The sequence below is a fragment of the Bradyrhizobium jicamae genome, from assembly GCF_018130695.1.
Lineage (GTDB): Bacteria > Pseudomonadota > Alphaproteobacteria > Rhizobiales > Xanthobacteraceae > Bradyrhizobium > Bradyrhizobium jicamae_B.
In genome coordinates, this window is the sequence record NZ_JAFCJX010000050.1 from 1 (window position 1) to 17847 (window position 17847).

Sequence of the window (17847 nt, forward strand, 5' to 3'; positions counted from 1 at the left end):
CAGGCGTTAGCCTGTTCGCTTGCTTACCACCAACATCGGGGCGGCAGGCCCACACGACTTCGCCGTACGCCTTGCGCGCGCATGTCACTCGCACGTTCGGCGTCCACCGCATCCCAGCCCGCGTTCGTGACATTGCGCAACGCCCCTCAGTGGGTGAGACGGGCCATTGTTAGCATAATCAGAAGTTCGAGTAAAGTGGAATATTTTTACACGAGGGGCTTGACGGCCTTTTGCTGATTTGCCCGTCGTGTTGAATCGGCAACACTTCGTTGGGCGTGCCGACAATTTGAGCAAGCCGCCCAGCTAATCTGTTTCCTCTCGTGCGCATCTCTGCCTAGTCTTGACGCTTGCGGAGGTGAGGCGGCATGCGTGCGATTCTGGATCATTGCAGCGGCGGGGTACGGCGGCAGTTGCCGGAGGGCGCCTCCTTCATCCACGAAGGCAGCAAGAGCGGGCACCTGTTCGTGCTGATCGACGGCAAGATCGAGGTCATCAAGGGCGACAGCGTCGTCGCCGTGATCACCGAGCCTGGTGCGGTGTTCGGCGAGATGTCGGTGCTGCTCGACCAGCCGCACAGCGCGACGGTGCGGACCGCGACCGGTTCGACCCTCTACGAATTCGAGAATGCGGCTTCCTTCCTGCGCGACCAGCCGGCCGTGGCGCTCCTGATCGCGCAGCTGCTGGCGCAGCGGCTCAACGTCGCCACGACCTATCTTGCCGACCTGATGCACCAATATGCGGGGCACGGCACCCATCTGGCGATGGTCGGCGAGCTCCTGCAGAGCATGATCAACCTGCCGCCGATGCAGGTTGCGCCAGGATCGGATCGGCAATCCGATCCAAGGATATGAGCCAGTCCGGCGGCTGCACCACCGGCGCGGCCGGCCGCTGCAGCGCCTGCGTCAGATCGATCTGCTGCGCTTCGCCGGCGGCGAGCCAGAACGCCTGGCCGGCCTCGATGTCGAGCACGATGTAGACCGGCGGCCGGCCCGGCTGCAGGCCGGCGTTGAACACCCAGCTGTCGCCGATCCGGTCGAACCACGAGCCGTCGGGAATGAACGGCGACTGGTGCACATGACCCGAGATCACCATCGAGGGCCGGTAACGGGCGATCCACTGCGCGAGCTCGACGTCGCCGAAATAGCGCTTGCCGCCCCAGCTGGTCGGCGAGTTCGCCGGCGGCGCGTGATGCACCCAGACCCAGCGCGCCGGCCGCGTGGCCGAAGCCTCCTCGAGCTGGCGGTCGAGCTGCGCCTTGACGAGCGGGCCGTCCCACCACGGGCAGACCGTGAACAGCGTGTCGCCGATCGCAAGACTGTCGCCGTCGCAGGCGATGCCGAACGCCCTCGCATCGGCGATCCAGCGCGCGATCTTCTCGCCGTCGCTGCGTTCGTCGAGGTCGTGATTGCCGGAGCAGAGGATGACACGGGTGCGCTCGGCCAGCAGCGACAGGTATTTCTTCACCACCACGATCTGGGCGCGGAAGTCGACGACGGAGCCGATGTCGAGCGCATCGCCGGCGAAGATCACGAGATCGAATTGCGGCGCCGCCGCCAGCAGCCAGTCGAACTGCGGCAGGGAATAATGCAGGTCGGCGACGACAAGGCAGCGCATCCGCTTGAAATCCAAATGCTCAGGAAAGAGGCGATCTGCGTCTCGATGCATTCAGTTGGATGAATTCGAGCAAATTTTGTGCCGCGCTACGCCAAACGGACGCGACAGATGTTCGCAGCGAGAGGGCTCCGACCTTCGCCTCGCCCCGCTCCACAAACTCGTCATGCCCGGGCTTGTCCCGGGCATCCACGTCTTTGTCTTTCAGCGCGCAAGGACAGACGTGTATGGCCGGGACGAGCCCGGCCATGACGATGCGGAGAGAACTGCTCCAGAGTCTTTGCCTGCCTCACACCCTTACCGCCGCGTGCGTAAACGTCACCTCGATCAGCGTGCCGGTGCGGCCGCCGGTCTTGATCTGGAATTTGGCGCGGTTGGCTTCGACCAGCGCTTTCGTCAGCGACAGGCTGACGCCGGAGCCGGACTGATCCGACGGCGCGGGCGTGCGGAACGGCTCCAGCGCGGCGGCGACTTCGTTGTCGTTGAGGCCGGGGCCGGTGTCGCGCACGCGCAGCATCACCTCGCCGAAGTCCGACAGCGCGGTCGAGACGATGACCTGGCCGCCGGCATTGGCGAGATGGATCGAGTTGCCGATCAGGTTCAGCGTGATCTGGCGCAGCGCGCGGGCGTCGGCAATGACGGGCGGCAGCGTGTGCGCGAGTGAGGTGCGGATGATGATGCGCTCGCGGTTGGCCTGCGGCTGCATCACGGCGACGCAGCTCTCCACCATCTCGTTGAGGTTCTGGTTGGTGAAGGCGAGGTCGAGCTTGCCGGTCTCGATCCGCGAGAGATCCAGCAGGTCGTTGACGATCGAGATCACGCGCTCGCCGGAGGCGCGGATGTCCTTCATGTATTCGACGTAGCGCTCATTGCCGAGCGCGCCGAAGCGCTCGCCGATCATCACCTCGGCAAAGCCGATGATGGCGTTGAGCGGCGTGCGCAGCTCATGGCTGATCCGTGCCAGCATGTCGGATTTTGCATTGGCCGCGCGCTCGGCCAGCCGCCGCGCCTCGCGCAGCTCGCTCTCGCTCTGCTTGGCCTGCGAGAGGTCGCGGAACACGGCGAAGAAATTCGGCCCGTCGGCGCGGGTGCGGCCCATGATCACCGCAAGCGGGATGATGCCGCCCTGGCGCACGCGGCCGAGCGCCTCGCGGCCGTGATCGAGCAGGCTCTCGACATCGGACGATTTGACGCTGGCGAGATATTCGAAGACGTCGTGCTGGCTCTCCGGCGCGAAGAGATCGGCGAGATTGTGCTTGATGAACTCGTCGCCGTCATAGCCGAACAGCGCTTCGGCGCTGCGGTTGCAGGACTGGATGTTGCCCTCGGCATCGAACATGATGATGCCTTCGGCCGCGGTATCGAGGATGGCGCCGAGCTCTTCGGCATCGGCGTGGCCGGCTTCAGTGACCGGCTCGGGCGGCGCCACGGCGGCTTCCGGCGCGGCCAGCGCGGCGGCAATCGCCGCATCCTCGTGACGCGTCGAGGAGAAGATCAGGGCGAGCGCGGAATCGTCGTCCCAGGCGATGGTGTGCAGCCGGGCTTCGGCCGAGAGCGGCGTCGCATCGTCGGAGGTCTGGCTCGCGGAGATCATCACCGGCGTGCCGGTGTCCGAGGTGCTACTGGTGTTGGACACGCCCGGTTCGACAAAGAGCGCATCGAGCCCGCCGGCGTCTTCCAGCGCGTGCAGGCTGGCATAGCCCATGCGCTCGAGGAAGGCGCGGTTGGCATAGAGCAGACGGTCGAGCCGGTAGATCAGCACGCCGACCGGCAGCAAATCGAGCAGCGCGCGGTCGCGCCGGCTTTCGCCGCGCGCCGGCGGCTCCGGCTGCACCAGCCAGTCGGCCTTGTGGCTGACGGGTTCTTCCGCTCTTGGCGGCTCGCTCGGCTGCGGCTGTTCGACGACGGCTTCGACAGTTTCTTCGTCGGTCACCGGCTTGATGGCGCCGGTCTCGCTTTCGAGCCGCGCCGACAATTGGCGGGCGAGCTCGTTGAAGGCGTTGTTCTCGACGGGCGTCAGCGACGGCGCCTTGGCATCGCCGGCGGGGCGGAAAGGCACCACGTTCTTCGGCGTGTCGTCACGCGTGTCGTGGCCGGTAGGCTCGGTCGTTTCCACGGGCGTTTCCAAATCGGCTTGGTGTGAAGTCTGTGTCGTGACAGGTGCAATGAATTCTGCTGGCGGCTCTGGCGCGATCGTCTCGGGCGGTGCATCCGCCACGGGCGGCTCTGTCGCTGTTGTCTCCGTCACCTCAGCTTCGGTGGCGACGGGCTCTTCGATCAAAGCTTCGGGCTGTGGCCACGCCGGTTCAACCGGCGGCGGCGCGCTGGCCACGGTTTCCACTGGGGTGGGTTCAGCGGGTGTTTCGATCGTGTGCTGCGCGGGGCTGGCCGACAGCGGCTGCGGCACCGGTGCGCCGGAAAAGAATTCATAGCGGCGAAGGGCTGCGAGCCGCGCCAGGCCGTCGAGATCGCGGCAGACGCCAAAGCCGCGATAGCCGGCGAAATTCCTGGCGCGGTCGAGGATCGGCAGGCCCGACAACTCGACCGGCAGCATGCCGCCGCCGTCGACCGGCCAGTTCAAGGTGATGCCGCTCCAGGTGTCGCGCGATGCAAAGGCCTTCATGACGCGGCCTTCGGGATCGAGGCCGAAGCTGTTTGCGATGTCGGTCCAGAGCCGGCCGAAGCCGGCTGCGGTGTGCATGCCGATCAGGCGGGTGAATTCATCCGTGCCGAGCGAGAAGCGGCCCTCATGATCCATCTGCCACATGAAGCGCAGCGGATGCCGCCGCGTGCTCGGCAAGGGCTCGTCGAGCCATGATGGTGCGGGTGAGGTGTCCGGCGCAGCAGATTGCGGTGCAGGCTGATCGGCAACGGCGTAAGGCGAGGGCGCTTGCTGCTCCGGCAGCGCGATCTCGGGTTCGTCGGCGACGGCTTCGACTTCGGGCGCGGGCTCGCAAGTGATCGGCTCGGGCGCATCTTGCGGATCGACGTCTGCCGCTTCCATCGCCGCCGGTTCGAACGAGAGGGCTTCGACCAGTGCCGTGTCGACGAGCGGCGTTTCGGTCGCTGGCACGGGCTCGGGCTCCGCGTGCACCGGCGCAGGTGCGGCCGCCTGCGTGGTGTCGTCCGCCGCTTCGAGCGCGTCGAATAATGCAAACTCGGCCGGCGCTTCATCGGTCAGCGCAGGCGACTCGTAGCTCGCGATCGGCGCTTCAACTGTGGGCGCGGGTGCCGGCTCGGCTGCGGGCGCAGGTGTCGCTTGCGGCGCGACCGGCGCAGCCGCGGTCGGTTCGGCAACGACCGGCTCCGGCGCGGCAGGCTGTGCACGTGCGACAAATTCCGGCGCCGGCTTGATCAACGCGACCAGCGCGATGTCGGCGCCGCGGCCGATCCGCAGCAGGGTGACGCGGCCGATCTCGATCCAGGCGTCGGCGCGGCCTTGCGCGAGCGCGTCGCTGCGCGTGATGTCGAGCTTGGCCTCTGCGAGATCGTGGAAGCCGATCAGGCGGCGCGCGCTCTCGCTTGCCGCGATCAACAGTCCGTCGCGGGTAAACGCTGCAGCCGGCGTCTCCATGCCCTGCATCAGGAGTTGCAGCCGTTCGGCCAGCGACAGGCTGCGGCCGCCGGCATTGAGCGCGCTGACCAGGATGCCATGGCTGCCGTCGGCGAATTCGAGCAACTGGCAGCCGCAGGTCGCGAGCACGCCGAGGGCTGCACCAAAGCCGCGCAGCCGCTCGAGCCGCGCCGGGCCGTTGAGCGGCAGGCGGCGCGCGAGGCTTGCGACCTGGCGGCGATGCGGCTCGGCCGGGCCGAACGGCATCGCGGCCAGTGCCGGTCCATTGGCGGCCCCGAATGCCAGCGCGCCGGCCGGGTTGGCCCACAGGATCCGCGCGCCGTCGACCGACCACAGCCATGCCGGCAACGGGCTGGTCGCGTGCCCGGCAAGCCGGACATCGCGCAACGCCTGGACCTGGAATTCCGCAGAGTTCATCGCTTCAAATTTAAGACTCGGAATTTGAACGCCTAGGTTGGGCTGCCGTCCCCCTCACGGCCACGCCGGAAATGGAAGAATGACAGCCTTAACGGACGGTTAGTATCGCAAGCGGGGGTCGGCAGGTCCACGGTCCGGACCCCCGGAGGCGGCTCGAAAGCCGGGATAACCTTAACTGGGGCGAACGATCGCAGGCCTTCCGGCGTTGACCGGTTGCAAACCGGGGCGGCCGGTTCGACGATGCGGAACCGGCCGCGCTGGCCGGGCAACAGGCAAGGAGTGGGACCATGAGTGACAATGGACGCGATCCCTTCGAGATCCCGAAGGACATGCGGTCGATGGCCGAAGCCAGCTTCGAGCAGGCCCGAAAGGCCTTCGACAAATTCCTCGCCAATGCGCATGCCGCCGCCGGCTCTTTCGAGGAGCGCAACGCGACGGTGCGCGCCACCGCCAAGGACATTTCCGCCAAGGCGATCGCCAATGCGGAGAAGAACGTGCAGGCCTCGCTGGACTATGCGCAGTCGCTGCTCAAGGCCAAGGACCTGACCGAGCTGATGAAGCTGCACACCGACTATGTGCAGGGCCAGATGCGCGCGCTCGCCGAGCAGGCGAGCGAGATGGGCCAGGCCGTCGGCCGCGCCGCGATGGATGCGGTGAAGCCGAAGAGCTAGTTGCAATCGGGAGGGAGAGCCCCGTTCCGCTATCGATTGGAACGGGGTCTCGCCCGTTATTTTGACCGCGTTTTTGTCACGCGAACCGGGTGCCCAATTCGCTTGAAGCGCTTTGGAACCGGGTGCACCCGTCCGGATCACGATGTCGCATCGCACTCAATTCTGCGTTGCGTTGCACAAAATTGACATGATATGGGTGTCTATTGGCCACGCCCGCGAATGGGCATTCCCGTGAACCAAGGCAAGCGTGACTTCCAGTCGACGTGTCCGGTTAAGTTGTGTCCGGGGGCGTTCGCCAGGAGTCACTAGGTTACTCCCGTTGCGAAGGATGCACGTCATGACCAACCCGTCCGATCCGTTTTCCGCTTCCGTTATCCCGTTCGAAGTCCCCGAGCAGATGCGCGCCTTCGCCGAGAAGGGCGTTTCGCAGGCCCGCGATAACTACGCCAAGTTCAAGGACGCCGCCGAGACCCACAACAGCACGGTCGAAGCCGTGTTCACCAAGGTGAACCATGGCGCCAGCGCCTACTCGGCCAAGCTGATCGAGTTCTTCAAGGCCAACACCACCTCCTCGCTCGACTTCGCCCAGGAGCTGTTCAGCGTGAAGTCGCCGGCGGAGGCGATCGAACTGTGGACCACCCATAGCCGCAAGCAGTTCGAGACCTTCTCCGCGCAGGCCAAGGAACTGGCCGAGCTCGGCCAGAAGGTCGCCGCCGAGGCCGCCGAGCCGATCAAGGCCACTGCCTCGAAATACTACAAGCCCGCCGCCTGATCGGCCGCGAATCGAGTCCCGAAAAGCCCGGGCCGTCCGCGGTCCGGGCTTTTTGCTGGGTAAACCGTGCCGAAAAGGCCCCGCCAAATCGGCGCGGAAAGGGCACGATCCGGCCTTGCCAAAGCGCGGCGTTGCACCTAGTTTCCGCCGAATTCGGACCCCCCTCTGGAGAGGAGCGTCCGGTTCAGGATGCAGTTGTAGCTCAGTTGGTTAGAGCGCCTGTCTGTGGAACAGGAGGTCGGTGGTTCGAGCCCACCCAACTGTACCATCGTCCCCGATATTGCCCGCCTTGACCGCGGTCCCTGCGACGCGACGGCTGTGGGCGGTTTGGCCGGCTCTGTTGCGAATCCCGTTTCGTTCACCCAGTATTCCCGCCAACAACGCTTTGGGGGACGACGATGGCTGGGGCGAGGCTTGTTCCGTTTGGCCTGATGGCGGCCGTGACGCTCGGGATGGGGATCTGGCCCGCGACGAGCCAGGCCTATACCCCCGAGCAGCAGCAGGCCTGCACGCCGGATGCGTTCCGCCTCTGCTCCTCCGACATTCCCGACGTCGACCGCATCACCGCCTGCATGATCCGCAACAAGGCCCAGCTGTCGCCGGCCTGCCGGGCGTTCTTCCGCGGCGGACCCGAGCCGCGCGAGGTCCGCGCCGCACAGCCGCCGCGGCCGGTCGCGGCCGCCCACCGGGCGCCCAAGGCGACGGCGAAGGCCAGGAAGCCGGCCAAGCCGAAGAAGCCGGTCAAGCCGACCTGATCGCGGCTCGTTCACCTCACGACAGATTCGTTCCCGTATGAATCGCACTGCGGCAATTCAAGGCCGCGTTGCGCGACAGACTGACGCCTTGCGACAGCGTCACGCATCAACATTTCACGACGGTACGCGTTGCGTCATGGGCCCAAGTGATGGCCCAAGTGATGTCGGCCTGATGTCGGCCGGTGCGATGCGGATAAGGAGTGAGGTGTGAGCGAGTATTACAAGCAGGAGATCGACCGCCACTTCGCCTGGTTCGAAGCCAGGCTTCCGGCCGGACCGGCGAAGTTCATCGCATGGCTGCGCAAGCCGTCATCGATTTATGTGCGGATTCCGCTCGCGTTCCTGCTCATCATCGGCGGCTTCTTCAGCTTCCTGCCGATCCTTGGACTCTGGATGCTGCCGCTCGGACTCCTTTTGTTCGCACAGGACGTGCCGTTCCTGCAGAAGCCGATCGCGCAATTGCTCGGATGGGTTGAACGCAAATGGATCGAGCGCGAGCGCGCAAAGCGCGGGGCCTGAGTCAAATCAAGCGCTTGGAGCATGATCCGGAAAGATGTGAGGCGGTTTTCCCTCGCGACCGAACGCAAGGCGTTTGCGCTTGCTCAGAAAATGCCCCCTCCATTTCCGGTTGTGTCCTGGATGGTGTGTGACTCAAAAGCCAGCCGGGAACGGTAATCGTGGCAGCTTCGCGGTTTGCAAGAAATTTTTTCTTTCACGAATCAGCGTGCTGATTCATTTTCGGCTTCTGGGGTCAATCTGGAGGCCAAGGGTATGAACGTTATTGTTTTCGCGTCGCGTAAGGGGGGCTCGGGAAAAAGTACCCTGGCTGCCCACCTCGCCGCGCAAGTGCATAAGGCGACCAAGCCGTGCTTGATGATCGATGCGGATCCGCAGGGATCGCTCACGCTCTGGCACAAGCTGCGCGGCACCAACGAGCCGCCGATCAAGGCTGCGGTCAACTCGGTCAGCGGAATCATCGCGCAGGCCAAGCGTGACGGCATCGAGTGGGTGTTCATCGACACGCCGCCGAATCTGTCGGCCGTCGTCGACGACGCCATCAAGAACGCCACCATGGTGATCATCCCGGCGCGCCCGGGCGTGTTCGACGTCAACGCGGTGCAGGAAACCATCCAGACCTGCCGTTCGTCGCGCAAGCCCTATGCCGTCGTGATCAACGGCGCGCCCGCGCAGCGTGACGGCGCCGAAAGCCGCATCGTGGCGATCGCCCGCGAAGCGCTGGCCAAGTTCAAGGCTCCGGTGTGGAGCGGCCAGATCACCAACCGCGCCGATCTCTTGATGGCGCTCGGCCAGGGTGAAGGCGCCCGCGAATATTACGCGGAAGGCCGTGCGGCTGACGAGATCAGCCGTCTGTGGGCTGCGATCGAGCGTTCGATCAAGGCGATCCGCGGCACGGCGTCTGCCTCAGGCACGATGCACAAGCAGGCAGCGTAACAACGCTGCCACGGCCGGACCGACAAAGAAACGCGCGCGGTCCGCGCGTTTTTCGTGTGATGGCGACGAAAAGCAATCCAGACCGTCTCGGGCCGAGACCGTCTGGATTTCTTTGTCTTGCGGTGTGATGAGTCTTGCGATGTGATGAAGCGGCGTAGGGCTACGCCACCATCAGCATGTAGAACACGATCATCGGCGTCATGGTCAGGATCACCGACCAGATGCCGACGGCCCACAGGATATCCTCGGTCGTAAAGCCCGGCTCGGCGACGAGAACAGGCTCTACGGCAATCAAACGCTCTTCAGTATGCACAAACGCCCCCGCGTTTTTCTTCTCGTTATGGGGACAGTGATACCGCGACCGCCTTAAAAATCCCGGTCGCGATTCCGCTCGGATTTGACCACAGGTGCTACCGCGGATTAACCACGGCGGCGCGGGGTCATTTTTTGGAGCATGATCTTTGCGGAAAACCGCTTCACACTTTTCCGGATCATGCTCGCGCGTCAGCTGACCAGCATGCGATAGGTCATGACGGGCACGAAGCCGATCAGCGCCGCCCAGACCGTGAAGGTCGTGACCAGCATGATGTCCTGCATGCGCTGGGCGCGCTCGGTGATCGGATAACGCGGATTGGATTTGATCTCGGTATGCATTCATTCCCCCCGGATGTTGTTTTGAGGGGATAGGCATACGCGCAAAATTCTAAATTCGGGCTCGGGGCATTGTTCGCATTTGCATTGCGACGCTCACCGAAACTTAACCATCAACCCGCCGTGACGGCGGACGTCGTGTGATGCTCAGCGCATGTTGCCCTGGTCGCGGATCGCGCCGAGATGCTCGTTGATGCGGAACACGATCAGGATGAACTCGGCGACGATGCGCGAGAACACCACGCCGACGATGACGCTGGCGATCGAGGCGAGCAGCAGGATGAAGCCGACGAATGGGCTGATCGCCATCATGGAGAGGCTGGACAGGATGCCGGAGACTCCAAACAGCACGATCACGCCGATGACGAGCCAGTAGAATGTCTTGATGATCGTGGGCGTGATGAAACGGTCCCACTGAAACAGATCCTGAAAATCGAACATCGGTGGTTCTCCCGGCCGTCGAATGTGATTCGCTTGAAACCTGTCCCTGTTGAAGGGCTAGCCCCGAACATGGTGCCGGGCAAGCCATGCGCGCGGGCGGGTTGTGATTGCTGCAAATAACGGCCACAATCGGGCTTCCTCATCTTTTGTTCCCCTTAAATCCATGACCACGCTGACCTTTGAAGACTTCAAGCCCGGCCATTTCGGCACGTTCGGCCCGCGCCATGTCACGCGCGAGGAGATTTTGGCGTTTGCCGCCGAGTTCGATCCGCAGCCGATGCATCTCGACGAAGAGGCGGCCGCCAGGTCGATGCTCCGCGGCCTGTCCGGCTCGGGCTGGCATCTCGGCTCGCTGATGATGCGGATGCTGTTCGACGGCTTCATCGGCCGCACCGCCTCGCTCGGGTCGCCCGGCGTCAACGAGATGCGCTGGCTGTCGCCTCTGCGCCCCGGCGACGACCTGACCCTCGACGTCGACGTGGCGGAGGCGCGGGTCTCGAAGAGCCGGCCCGACACCGGTATCGTCACCTTCAAGGGTACCGTGCGGAATGCCAGCGGGCAGGTGCTGTGCGAGATGGAGTCGCCGATCATCGTGCGCCGGCGCGAAGCTGCGGGCGCGGAGTAGGTGGGGCGCATGCGCTATTTCGAAGACATGGAAATCGGTGCGCGGCGCGAGGTCGGTGCATTCACCTTCACCGCCGAGGACATCAAGCGCTTTGCTGCGCAGTTCGATCCGCAGCGCTTCCATCTCGACGAGGACGAGGGACGCAACTCGCTGTTCGGCGGCCTCGCCGCATCGGGCTGGCACGTCGCCTCAGTGTGCATGAAGTTGATGGTCGCCGACGGCAAGCGCATGGCGGCGGAAGCGGCCGCGCGCGGCGAGACGATCGCGGTGTGGGGACCGTCGCCTGGCTTTCGCGAACTACGCTGGATCAAGCCGGTGCTCGCCGGCGACACCATCAGCTACAGCAGCCAGATCGAGGCCAAGCGCACTTCCGAGAAGCGGCCGGAATGGGGCATCCTGCAGGCGCGCAACACAGGCATCAATCAGCGCGGCGAGATCGTGTTCTCGTTCCTGGCGACCGCGTTCGTGCCCCGGCGCAGTCCGGGTTCCTGATGTTGCCGTGAGGACTCACTGCAACGCATCCTGATGTTGCAGGAAAGACATGGTTAGCGGATCACTTACATGCGCACGTGCATTTGCGCATTACGCGGAACCTAATTTTTGCTAACGCATTTTGAACTTTATCCCTGCCATATGGTCCAAGGGAATGTGAGCTTTTTGGGGATGACCATGGCTGATCGCAGCGCGCTGAAATTCGTCGGCTTTATCTTCGCAACCGTCACCTTGGCGGTGATGCTTGCGGGTGGCATGATCGTGAAGGGCTATGCCGACGGCGCCTATACGCTGGACGGCGCGGCGCAAGTCAGCCGCTGATATTCAGCCGCTGATATCAAGAGTTCGATAACCATAAAAGCGAAGACGACGTCGCGAGAGAACGAGCGGCGTCAGCGGTTCCAGATCAGCACCATCACCACGGTTGCTGCCGCAAGCAATCCAACAAACCGGATCAGGATTGTCGTGACGCTCTGCTGCGATTGGCGCAGCGGAATCGGATCGGTATTGTCCGGCCGAACGCTTTGCATTGAGGTCCCCAGAAATGCCCAACCGCGACGGTGCGGTACCGGTCCTTGGTCGCGGCTCCGGCGCTTAAAGTTCAAATCAAATTTGGTAACACCGGGCGGTTGTGGCATTTCAGCCACGCGTCTCCCCGCAAAACGGCCCCTCAACAGAGCCGCCGCACTCCATTTCTGGAGGCGGCGGATGTCAGTCCTATAACAGCTCTAAAAGGGATCAGCTGTTGCGCAGGCCGTCGGCAGCTCGCTTCCACTGCGTGACGTTGTCGGCGATCATCCGGGTCGACTTCATCGCGGCCGAGCTGAGCTGGGCGTAGCCGGAAATCTCGCGCTGGACGCGCTGGCCCTCGGCATGCAGCAGGTCGCGCAGGCTCTCGAGCTCGGCGATCAGCTTCTCGATCTCGGCGAGCGACGTGCCGGCCACGCGCTGGATCAGCGAGTTGACGTTGTTGACGGTCGCTTCCGTGTTCGGCTCGAGCGGTGCGGTCTCCGGGCTCGCGACCGGACGGCGCAGATAGGCGATGTCGTTGCGCACGAAGTCGCGGATGCCGGCCTCGACCTCGGAGACGGCGGCGAGGTTGTTGTCGACCTCGGCCTCGGCGGTGTTTGATTCAATTTCTTCGGAACGAATGGTGGCGTTCATCGGCTTTCCCCTGGTTCGCGTAGCGAAGCGCGGATATGTCCCCCGCACGACGAATTGACGAAGTGAAGGTCCTATCAGTGCTGTCGAATTCGGCAGCATCGGGGCCGAGTTGCGGCAAGGGTCGATCTTTCGCGCGACATGCGCGGATCGGCCGTCGGCACGCCCTTACCAGCTGCGCTTGTAGCCGGCGCTGATGCTCTTGTTGGCGGTGCCCTGCGCGGTCTCGCCGATCGAGCCCGAGACGGTGACGCCGTCGAACAGCTTCTGCTCGGCGCCGACCTTGCGCAGCCATTTGTCGTCCGACGTGGAGAGCGTCTGGCCCGCGGTGAAGCTGGTTCCGGTGTCGTTGAGGCTCAGGCTCGCCGACTGGTCGGTCTCGTAGCTCCGTGAGGGGTGGCTGATGACGCCGGGCACCGGCACGACGCCCTGCTGGGTGACGACATAGCCGTTTTTCAGGGTCAGCGAATAATCGTCGGTCAGCGGCACCGACTTGCTCAAGGAGGTCCCGAGCTTGCTCTGCTCGGCGCCGGGGTCGACGCGAGCCTCGACCGAGGTCTTGTCCCAGACCGAGGCGACGCCGGGCGCGGTGATGGCCGCCCAGGCGGTGCCTGAGGATTGCGGCAGGCTGCCGCCATTGGCGAGCCGCTCCGACAACTGCTCTGAAGTCGTCATGACGCCCTGCCGGGCGACCGTCATGTCGGCGCCGATCCTTGTGTCCCAGAACGACCAGACCGACTGCTTGACCGAGACCGCCGAGGTGCCGTTGGCGTTCGGGTTGGACGACCAGGCGGGATCCGCGCTCGCCTCGGCTTTCTTGGGCGCACTCTTCGGGTCCGCGCGGGCCGGCGCGTAGGGATCGGTGTTGTTGAGCTGGCTCCAGTCGAGCTTGTCGATGTCGATGCCCTTCAGGATGTCGGGGTCATTGGCATCGGCGGTCTTGTCCGGAGTCTTGGCCGGTGCGGCTTCCTCGGCAGGCTCGTCAGCTCCGGGCTCGTCGGTGGCCGCAGGATCGGTGCGGGCAGGCTCGGCAAACGGCGGAATGATGGAGACGGGTGGGGTCTGCGCGGCGGCGCCAAGCGCCATCGCAAAAATGAAGCCGGCCGCCAGCACCGGCAGCCGCAGCAAGCCAAATCGCGATGTCGAAATCATTCCCAGCCCGCAAATTCCAAGGCCGCAGGATGCAATTGGCGTGGTGCAAAATTGTGGCGGCTGCATCAGGGGTAGCACGGGCGCATTCCGTCGTCATGGCCGGGCAGAAGTGCGAAGCAACGTCTTCACACACGAAAGTGCGAAGCACGTCTTCACAAACAAAAGCCCGGCCGTCCACGGCCTGCTCGGGGCTGGCACTGAGCGGCGTGGACGCCCGGGACATCGGCGCGAGGCGCCTGACGTCCTGATGGGCATGACGGAGGAATGCGCCCGCGAGCATGATCCGAACAGATCATGCTCAACCGGGAAACTGGCGTTGGCTACACAGCCATCCGCGGCAGGTGAATGGGATAGCCGACGGTCTGCTCGACAAGGTCAAAGGTATCGACCAGCACGCGGAAGCCGGTCAGCTTGCCGGCCTTGAACTGCGCGAAATGGGCGATGCGCAGCGAGACCGGCTTGTTGGAATCCAGCGCGGTCAGCGAATAGCGCATCATCGAGGCCGCGGAGTCGACGCCGAGCATGATCTGTTCGCGGTCGAAGCGGTGGACGCGGACGTTCTCGCCGATCTGCCTGATCACCTCGAGCACGGCGTTCTTGCCGTGGCGCGAGCCGAAGAACGGAAACATGTCGATCGGGCCATAGATCGCCCATTCGACGTCGTCATCGAGCAACGGCTCGAGGTCATCAAGCTGGCGTTCGTTGATCGCGCGGTGCAACGCGCGCGAGAAACGCCAGAGACTGTGCTCTGTCATTCTGGTCTGTCCTGAAACTGGATTGCAAAGAACCGCAACGGCCCATGGGGCGTCAGCGCCGACGCCGTGCCAGGTTGCGGTCAACAACGATTGCGTCTTCAAATAGATCAGATCAGCTGAAATACAATTGTCATTTTCGCAATGCACAACTGCGGGCGATTTTACGGAGTTGTGAGGCGATCGCGCCCTGTCAGCGCTCGCCTGGCCGCACCGGCCGACGCTCGATGGCGATCTCGCTGTCGCGGACCGCGATCACGCCGAACAGCAGCGCGCCGCCGAGGCCGCCGATCGCAGCGCCCAGGGGCATGAAGGTTAGAAACACCAAAGTGGCGCTATATCCTTCAGAATTCGGGATTTTGAAGATTTCGACCGCGGCGAGCCCGGCTCCGATGCCGAGCGCCGCACCGCCCAATGCGCCGAGCGCGAGACCCAGCAGAGCCAACAGCGCAACTTTCATGACGGATCAACAGCCCCAACGTCCGCAACAAGCCCGGTGATATGTCTCGCTGGATGCGTTGAGGTTCAAAGCTGCCGCAAAATAACGCAGGGGGACTTGGGCGCGCAGGATTTGGGCAATTGTCCAATTTTTTGGAATTCCGTGTTCGTTGAAGGTCACCTCTCCCGCTTGCGGGGGAGGTCGCATCGCGAAGCGATGCGGGTGGGGGCTTTTGCCACGCAGGGAATCCCAGTGCGGAAGCACCCCCACCCGCCGCGCTCTGCGAGCGCGTCGGCCTCCCCCGCAAGCGGGAGAGGCGAAGGGCCCCCTAAATCCCGCTGCCTGAGCTGCCCTCGTCTCCGGCCAGCTCCGCCGCGACGTCGCGCTCCAGCACCTGCTGCACCAGGTCGAACGTGTCCATGACCTCCCGGATCTCGGTGATCAGCCCGTCGTGCAGGGTGTAGAAGGCGGCGATGTCGAACTGCACGACGCGGTTGTTGTCGCGCTTGCGGAAGAACACGCGGATATGGGCGGCGACCTTGTCGCCCTCGGCGACGAGTGTCGGCAGCTCGTAGCGCAGCTCCGAATAGCGGGCGTGGACGGTGGTCCACATCGCCTTCATCTCGGCCTTGCCGCGGTGCTGGCCCATATGCGGCAGGATGTCGATCGGCGCGTTCGCGAGGAAGGCGATGTCGTCGCTGCAGCGTGCCAGTGCGCCGTCGATGTCGCCGGCATAGAAGACGTCGAGGAAGTTCAGGATCCGCTGCCGGTTGAGATCGCCGCTCACATCCGCTCCTTGGCCGGCGCTTCCTCGAGTTGCCGCGCGAGGCCGGTTTCCGTCTTCAGCATGTTAACGACGTCGCGCCCCGTGAGTTGCTCGATCGCGTCGACCGTGTCGAGGAACGCGCGCATGTCGGCGATCAGGCCGTGGCGGAACGCGAAGAAGTTGCCGGCGGTGAGGCGGATGACGCGGCCGTCGCTGCGCTTGGTCAGGGACACTTCGAGGATCGCCGCGGCGCCGTCGGCGCTCGCGGTGAGGAAGCTGATCTCGAAGCTGCGCCGGCTGTAGCGCGCTGCCTGGTGGCGCAGCAACTCGGCGACCGCCGCCTTGCCCTGGCGCGGGCCGAGATGCGGAAACAACTCGATCGGCAGATAGGCCAGCGTCGAGATGTCATCGGTGCAGCAGGCCAGCGCCGCGTCGATATCCCCGGCATAGCTCGCCTCGAGATATCTGAGCACGCGCCGGCGATGAAGCTGCTCGACCATGTCACGCTCCGCGATCACGCAAACTCCGACTCACAGGCTAGAGCATGACGGGGCGAGGCGTAAGCGGCTTTCAGCAAGGATCATACTCATGGATAAGATGAATGGTGCGACAATCGGCAACGCCGAAGGTAACGCGCGCCTGCGACTCAGGCGGTGCGATGAGCAGGATTTATGTCGCCATAAGCAATGTCGCGCGTGATCCAATTGGGCTACGCGACCCGCGCCGCAGCCGCTCAGCCGCAGGTTGCTTCGTGCACGGGACCGGGCAGAGGAACCGCTGCACCGGCATCGCCGTTGTGGATGCAGATATATTCACCGGAGAGACCGCATCATGAAATCAGCGTTGCTTGCCGCGACCATCGCTATCGCCGCTGTGGCTGTCGCGTCGCCCGCGAACGCCAAGGGCTGCATCAAGGGCGCCATCGTCGGCGGCGTCGCCGGCCATTATGCCGGCCATCACGGTGTGCTCGGCGCTGCCGCCGGCTGTCTCTATGGCCGCCACCACGCCAAGGAACAGCAGCGGCAACAGACGCAGGGACAGGGCACGCAGCAGAACAAGCTGTAGTTCCTTGTTGCTCTTCTCGTCATTGCGAGAAGCGAAGCGACGACTTGTCCGCCGTAGCTCAACGAGCGAAGGCGGAAGCAATACACCGAGCCGCGTATGTGGAACGATGGATTGCTTCCGCCTTCGCCAAGGCTTCGGCGGACAAGTCGCTTCGCTCGCAATGACAGTTTCTCCGGAACGCCGTCCGCGCGGGCGGCGTTGTCTCCTTGCGTAACGGAGACTTTGATGACGAAACCTCAGACCAAACACATCCAGCCCGTTCCCGACGAGAACCAGAGCCACAAGGGCCCCGGCAGCACGCCCGGCGTTCCCCTCGACACCACCAAAGGCCATCGCGACGACGAGAAGCACAACATCCGCGAACAGGCCGCGCACGGCAATCTGACGCAGAACACCAGCAATCGAAGGTCGGGCTAAGCTCGCAGTCGGTAGGATGGGTGGAGCGCAAGCGATACCCATCACCTGCGTGCGGCGTGGCGAGATGATGGGTATCGCTCCGCTCCACCCATCCTACGCGCCTCCCTGCGTGATTCACATCACGGCACCCTCCGCCCCGCCGCGCCAGATTGGCCGCAGCACCACCGAGGGATCGCCATGACCGCCATCGCCGACCAGAAATCCCCAGCCCAGAACCGCCTCGAAGGCTTTGCGTTGACGGCCCTGCTGCGGGGCTTTCCGACCTATGCCGGCGTCGTGCTGCTGATGAAGCTGTCCGAGTCCCGCCAGGTGGTGGGCGGCCCGATCGGCCCGGCGATCTTCATCACGATCGCCTCGCTGGTTCACGCCTGGCTGACGCCGATCCTGGCGCGCCGGTTTCCGCGGCTGTGCGGCCAGAACCACGACGCCGTGTTCTACGATGCGAGCCTGTCGTTCACCGACAAGATCGCCCGCTGGCGCGTCGCGCCGAAGGCCTCGGTCGAGCTGGTGACGATGGTGATGCTGCTGTCGCTACTTGCGGTTGCGGCCGCGAGCATGCGATAGTTCGCCGGCTACCAGGCCGCGACCTGCGTCGCGGCTTGCCATGATCGGGTGACCGCATCGCTGGAACAGG

The 17847-nt window shown here is 64.3% G+C and carries 24 protein-coding genes and 1 tRNA gene; 13 read left to right on the forward strand and 12 right to left on the reverse strand.

The features are described from left to right. The first annotated feature begins 365 nt into the window (after positions 1 to 365). The gene (locus JQ604_RS39750) at positions 366 to 851 is read left to right on the forward strand and encodes a Crp/Fnr family transcriptional regulator (protein WP_212366213.1); all 486 of its coding nucleotides are present in this window, start codon (positions 366 to 368) and stop codon (positions 849 to 851) included. On the opposite strand, the gene JQ604_RS39755 is transcribed toward JQ604_RS39750, so the two are convergent. Further along, the gene (locus JQ604_RS39755; RefSeq protein ID WP_212366214.1) at positions 790 to 1614 is read right to left on the reverse strand and encodes a metallophosphoesterase family protein; all 825 of its coding nucleotides are present in this window, start codon (positions 1612 to 1614) and stop codon (positions 790 to 792) included. The two genes, JQ604_RS39750 and JQ604_RS39755, sit on opposite strands and share 62 nt — an antisense overlap. Before the next feature lie 286 nt (positions 1615 to 1900). After that, positions 1901 to 5602 carry a PAS domain-containing protein gene (locus tag JQ604_RS39760; protein ID WP_212366215.1) on the reverse strand — a complete coding sequence of 1234 codons (3702 nt, stop codon included), beginning with the start codon at positions 5600 to 5602 and terminating at the stop codon, positions 1901 to 1903. A gap of 287 nt (positions 5603 to 5889) precedes the next feature. On the opposite strand from JQ604_RS39760, the gene JQ604_RS39765 reads away from it, so the two are divergent. The 6 genes from JQ604_RS39765 to JQ604_RS39790 all read left to right on the forward strand — a co-directional run bounded on the left by JQ604_RS39765 (position 5890) and on the right by JQ604_RS39790 (position 9252). After that, positions 5890 to 6273, forward strand: a complete 384-nt coding sequence (locus tag JQ604_RS39765; RefSeq protein ID WP_212366216.1) for a phasin family protein — start codon at positions 5890 to 5892, stop codon at positions 6271 to 6273. A gap of 337 nt (positions 6274 to 6610) precedes the next feature. Next, positions 6611 to 7045, forward strand: a complete 435-nt coding sequence (locus tag JQ604_RS39770; RefSeq protein ID WP_212366217.1) for a phasin — start codon at positions 6611 to 6613, stop codon at positions 7043 to 7045. A gap of 191 nt (positions 7046 to 7236) precedes the next feature. Continuing rightward, positions 7237 to 7313 (forward strand) — tRNA-His (locus JQ604_RS39775). A 130-nt stretch (positions 7314 to 7443) separates the two neighbouring features. Then, positions 7444 to 7800, forward strand: coding sequence for a hypothetical protein (locus tag JQ604_RS39780; RefSeq protein ID WP_433996334.1), 357 nt, complete (start codon positions 7444 to 7446; stop codon positions 7798 to 7800). Positions 7801 to 8007: 207 nt separating this feature from the next. Then, a complete protein-coding gene (locus JQ604_RS39785; protein ID WP_212366218.1) occupies positions 8008 to 8319 on the forward strand; it encodes a hypothetical protein in 312 nt (103 codons plus the stop codon). A gap of 252 nt (positions 8320 to 8571) precedes the next feature. Next, positions 8572 to 9252 (forward strand): ParA family protein, encoded by a 681-nt coding sequence (locus JQ604_RS39790; RefSeq protein WP_212366219.1) that lies wholly within the window; start codon positions 8572 to 8574, stop codon positions 9250 to 9252. Positions 9253 to 9412: 160 nt separating this feature from the next. Here JQ604_RS39790 and JQ604_RS41965 read toward each other — a convergent pair whose 3' ends face one another. The 3 genes from JQ604_RS41965 to JQ604_RS39800 all read right to left on the reverse strand — a co-directional run bounded on the left by JQ604_RS41965 (position 9413) and on the right by JQ604_RS39800 (position 10344). Next, a complete protein-coding gene (locus tag JQ604_RS41965; RefSeq protein WP_283818060.1) occupies positions 9413 to 9547 on the reverse strand; it encodes a hypothetical protein in 135 nt (44 codons plus the stop codon). Positions 9548 to 9756: 209 nt separating this feature from the next. Beyond that, entirely contained in the window at positions 9757 to 9906 is a 150-nt protein-coding gene (locus JQ604_RS39795; protein WP_212366220.1) for a hypothetical protein, read from the reverse strand. Between the two features lie 144 nt (positions 9907 to 10050). After that, entirely contained in the window at positions 10051 to 10344 is a 294-nt protein-coding gene (locus JQ604_RS39800) for a DUF4282 domain-containing protein (RefSeq protein WP_212366221.1), read from the reverse strand. A 163-nt stretch (positions 10345 to 10507) separates the two neighbouring features. Between JQ604_RS39800 and JQ604_RS39805 the strand changes: the two genes are divergently transcribed. The 3 genes from JQ604_RS39805 (at position 10508) to JQ604_RS39815 (ending at position 11782) form a co-directional block, all read left to right on the forward strand. Continuing rightward, a complete protein-coding gene (locus tag JQ604_RS39805) occupies positions 10508 to 10969 on the forward strand; it encodes a MaoC family dehydratase (protein WP_212366222.1) in 462 nt (153 codons plus the stop codon). A 9-nt stretch (positions 10970 to 10978) separates the two neighbouring features. Beyond that, entirely contained in the window at positions 10979 to 11461 is a 483-nt protein-coding gene (locus JQ604_RS39810; RefSeq protein WP_212366223.1) for a MaoC family dehydratase, read from the forward strand. A gap of 177 nt (positions 11462 to 11638) precedes the next feature. After that, a complete protein-coding gene (locus tag JQ604_RS39815; protein ID WP_212366224.1) occupies positions 11639 to 11782 on the forward strand; it encodes a hypothetical protein in 144 nt (47 codons plus the stop codon). A 71-nt stretch (positions 11783 to 11853) separates the two neighbouring features. Here JQ604_RS39815 and JQ604_RS39820 read toward each other — a convergent pair whose 3' ends face one another. The 7 genes from JQ604_RS39820 to JQ604_RS39850 all read right to left on the reverse strand — a co-directional run bounded on the left by JQ604_RS39820 (position 11854) and on the right by JQ604_RS39850 (position 16231). Further along, positions 11854 to 12108, reverse strand: coding sequence for a hypothetical protein (locus JQ604_RS39820; protein ID WP_212366252.1), 255 nt, complete (start codon positions 12106 to 12108; stop codon positions 11854 to 11856). A 91-nt stretch (positions 12109 to 12199) separates the two neighbouring features. Further along, positions 12200 to 12625, reverse strand: a complete 426-nt coding sequence (locus JQ604_RS39825; protein WP_212366225.1) for a hypothetical protein — start codon at positions 12623 to 12625, stop codon at positions 12200 to 12202. 165 nt (positions 12626 to 12790) lie between these two features. Beyond that, complete coding sequence (locus JQ604_RS39830) at positions 12791 to 13774, reverse strand: hypothetical protein (RefSeq protein ID WP_212366226.1); 984 nt, start codon at positions 13772 to 13774, stop codon at positions 12791 to 12793. Positions 13775 to 14094: 320 nt separating this feature from the next. Then, complete coding sequence (locus tag JQ604_RS39835; RefSeq protein ID WP_212366227.1) at positions 14095 to 14529, reverse strand: nuclear transport factor 2 family protein; 435 nt, start codon at positions 14527 to 14529, stop codon at positions 14095 to 14097. 190 nt (positions 14530 to 14719) lie between these two features. After that, positions 14720 to 14986: a hypothetical protein gene (locus JQ604_RS39840; RefSeq protein WP_212366228.1), complete on the reverse strand. Its 267-nt coding sequence runs from the start codon at positions 14984 to 14986 to the stop codon at positions 14720 to 14722. A 307-nt stretch (positions 14987 to 15293) separates the two neighbouring features. After that, a complete protein-coding gene (locus JQ604_RS39845; RefSeq protein WP_212366229.1) occupies positions 15294 to 15752 on the reverse strand; it encodes a nuclear transport factor 2 family protein in 459 nt (152 codons plus the stop codon). Beyond that, positions 15749 to 16231, reverse strand: coding sequence for a nuclear transport factor 2 family protein (locus JQ604_RS39850; RefSeq protein WP_212366230.1), 483 nt, complete (start codon positions 16229 to 16231; stop codon positions 15749 to 15751). The genes JQ604_RS39845 and JQ604_RS39850 overlap by 4 nt, the downstream gene beginning before the upstream one ends. 331 nt (positions 16232 to 16562) lie before the next feature. Here JQ604_RS39850 and JQ604_RS39855 point away from each other — a divergent pair, with 331 nt between their 5' ends. The 3 genes from JQ604_RS39855 (at position 16563) to JQ604_RS39865 (ending at position 17777) form a co-directional block, all read left to right on the forward strand. After that, complete coding sequence (locus tag JQ604_RS39855) at positions 16563 to 16796, forward strand: hypothetical protein (protein ID WP_212366231.1); 234 nt, start codon at positions 16563 to 16565, stop codon at positions 16794 to 16796. Between the two features lie 225 nt (positions 16797 to 17021). Beyond that, complete coding sequence (locus tag JQ604_RS39860) at positions 17022 to 17213, forward strand: hypothetical protein (protein ID WP_249159387.1); 192 nt, start codon at positions 17022 to 17024, stop codon at positions 17211 to 17213. Between the two features lie 177 nt (positions 17214 to 17390). Next, the gene (locus JQ604_RS39865; RefSeq protein WP_212366233.1) at positions 17391 to 17777 is read left to right on the forward strand and encodes a hypothetical protein; all 387 of its coding nucleotides are present in this window, start codon (positions 17391 to 17393) and stop codon (positions 17775 to 17777) included. Positions 17778 to 17847: the final 70 nt, after the last annotated feature.